Raw genomic sequence first — 2,530 nt, forward strand, 5'->3', positions numbered from 1 at the left:
CGTAAGCGCGCAGAAATGGACGTCTGGAACTCTTTGATCTGAGCGTGCAGGCTATGTCCACTGTTTCGAATCAGTGGACACCTTTCATGACAGAAGAGCACTCAGGAACGACCGGGTTGAAGGTCGTCAACGTTGGTCGGGACGGCAAGCGCAGATATGACCGGCAAACGAAACAGAAGTTGGTGGAAGCGTGTCTTGAGCCGAGCGCTTCGGTCGCCGGACTCGCACTCAAGCATGGCGTCAACGCCAACTTGCTGCGCAAGTGGATCAAGCTGCATCAGCAGCGACTGGCTGGCACGTCCCTAAAGCCGACGCCGACTGGCACAGCTTTCGTTCCAGTAGTCGAAGTCGAAAGTCACGAAGCGGTGGTTGCGCCCGCATCCACGAAGGCACACCGCCACACCCCCGCAGCAAGGACGTCGTCGCCCCCTTCGGCGCGGTTGATGGTGCAGATGCCCAACGGCGTCACACTCCGGTTTGAATGCACCGACAATGATGCGCCGTTGCTATCGGCCATGATCGAGACGCTTGGACGGTGCGATGTTCCGCCTGGACGATGAACTGAAAGTCTATGTGCATCGTGACGCCGTTGACTTCCGCAAGAGCATCAACGGTCTCGCAGCCATCGTCGAGCAGTCAATGAAGCTCGATCCATTCGCGCGTGCGGTTTATGTGTTCAGCAATCAGCGGCGCGACCGCATCAAGATGCTGCTGTGGGACCGTAACGGCTTCTGGCTTCTCATGAAACGCCTCGAGCAGGACCGCTTCGTATGGCCGCGCAAGGAAGCGGTGCTCATGCTGCGAACAGAGCAACTTCACTGGCTACTGGAGGGCATCGACATCGAAGCGATGCGCGCGCATCCGAGGCGTTATTATCAGCGCGTGACCTGAAACGAGAACCGGCATCGCTGGTCTAATTCAGCGATGCCGCCATCATCCTCTTCTTCTACCGACGAACTGCAGGCGCTGCGCGCAGAACTCGCTGCCATGAAAGGCGAGTTGCGTGTGGTGACAGTCGAACGCGATTTGTTGCGCGAGAGACTTAAGGCCTATCAGCGGCAGTTGTTTGCTTCCAGGAGCGAAGTGCGCGGTGCTGAGCAACGCGACCTCTTCCTGAACGAAGCAGAAGCGCTCGCAACGGGATGCGAGCCGGCGCAACAGGCCGAAACTGAACAAAGCGTCGAAGTCGGCGCGCATGAACGCAAGAAGCGTGGGCGCAAACCGTTAGACCCGATGCTGCCTCGCGAGGTCGTGCGCCATGAGTTGCCCGAATCAGAACGCGTCTGCGCACACGACGGCCACGCACTGGTCGAGATCGGCGCTGAGATCAGCGAGCAACTCGATATCGTGCCGCAGCAGGTTCGCGTCATTCAGCACCAGCGAATCAAATACGCATGCCCTTGCTGCGACCTTAGCATCAAGGTGACGCCGGCACCTTCGCGCATCATCCCAAAGGGCTTACTCACTGAATCAGCGCTTGCATGGGTGGTTGTGAGTAAGTTTGCTGACGCGCTGCCGCTGTACCGGATCGCCGCGTTGCTGCACCGTTTCGGTGGCGATCTCTCACGCGGCACGCTGGCAGCAAGCGTAGTGCGCGTCGGCATGGCGGTGCAGCCGCTGATTAACCTGATGCGCGACCACCTGCTCGAGGCCGACATCGTTTACGGCGATGAAACGACGGTGCAGGTACTAAAAGAGCCGGGCCGTGCTGCACAACGCAAGAGCTACATGTGGGCGCAGATGAACGGTACCGGACCACCAGTGCGAATGTTCAACTACAGTCCCACGCGCAGCGCGGCGCAGGCCGCTGTGCTCTATGCAGGCATCAAACCCGGAGCGGTATTGATGAGCGACGGCTACGAGCCGTACAACGAAATCGCCCGAACAAACCAGCTGGTGCACCTTGGATGTTGGGCGCACGCGCGACGTTACCTGATTGAGGCGGAAGAGAACCTCCCTAAGGTACAGCGCGGCGGCAATCATCCGGTAAGCGAATTCATTCGCCTGATCGGCCAGCTGTTTGCCGTTGAGGCACGATCCGAACACATGACGCCGGAGCAGCGCCAGCAACTCAGACAGGCCAGAAGTCAGCCAGTTCTTGATCAGATCGAGGCGCTGCTATCGCGTCATCTGAACACGGTGTTGCCGCAAAGCGGCTTCGGCAAAGCGCTTCAATATCTGCGAGGCCAATGGCCCAAGCTGGTTCGCTACGTCGGCAACGGAGCGTGGCCCATCTCGAACAATCCGTGTGAGAACGCGATCAGACCGTTTACGGTTGGACGCCGGAACTGGCTCTTTAGTGACAGCGTCGCCGGCGCAAACGCCGCCGCCAACCTGTATTCGCTCGTGCAAACCTGCAAAGCCAACAGCATTGAGCCGTATCAATACCTCATCGCGTTGTTCAAAAGTCTGCCGCACGCGAACACCGCCGACGACTACGAGGCTTTGCTGCCCTGGCGACTGAATCCAACCATAGCCTGACGTATGTCGCATGGCAATGCGCAAGGGACGCCGTCTAATGCGCGCTTAC

At 59.1% G+C, this 2,530-nt stretch carries 3 protein-coding genes; all 3 read left to right on the forward strand.

The window, feature by feature from the left end; genetic code table 11:
- The first annotated feature begins 86 nt into the window (after positions 1-86).
- From tnpA to tnpC, 3 genes are read left to right on the forward strand one after another with little or no spacing between them, the layout of a single operon-like run.
- Entirely contained in the window at positions 87-560 is a 474-nt protein-coding gene (gene tnpA / locus NCT04_RS31645; protein WP_250469797.1) for an IS66-like element accessory protein TnpA, read from the forward strand.
- Positions 541-891: an IS66 family insertion sequence element accessory protein TnpB gene (tnpB, locus tag NCT04_RS31650; RefSeq protein WP_012428381.1), complete on the forward strand. Its 351-nt coding sequence runs from the start codon at positions 541-543 to the stop codon at positions 889-891. The genes tnpA and tnpB overlap by 20 nt, the downstream gene beginning before the upstream one ends.
- Positions 892-924: 33 nt before the next feature.
- Positions 925-2,481, forward strand: a complete 1,557-nt coding sequence (tnpC, locus tag NCT04_RS31655; RefSeq protein ID WP_244832288.1) for an IS66 family transposase — start codon at positions 925-927, stop codon at positions 2,479-2,481.
- The last annotated feature ends 49 nt before the right edge of the window (positions 2,482-2,530 follow it).

Origin of the sequence: Caballeronia sp. GAFFF2 (assembly GCF_023631485.1) — a bacterium.
In the GTDB taxonomy this organism is placed as follows: Bacteria; Pseudomonadota; Gammaproteobacteria; order Burkholderiales; family Burkholderiaceae; genus Caballeronia.

Bases quoted from the DNA above. Each gene is read 5' to 3' on its own strand.
- tnpA (WP_250469797.1), top strand. From the start codon at position 87: ATGACAGAAGAGCACTCAGGAACGACCGGGTTGAAGGTCGTCAACGTT.
- tnpB (WP_012428381.1), top strand. From the start codon at position 541: ATGTTCCGCCTGGACGATGAACTGAAAGTCTATGTGCATCGTGACGCC.
- tnpC (WP_244832288.1), top strand. From the start codon at position 925: ATGCCGCCATCATCCTCTTCTTCTACCGACGAACTGCAGGCGCTGCGC.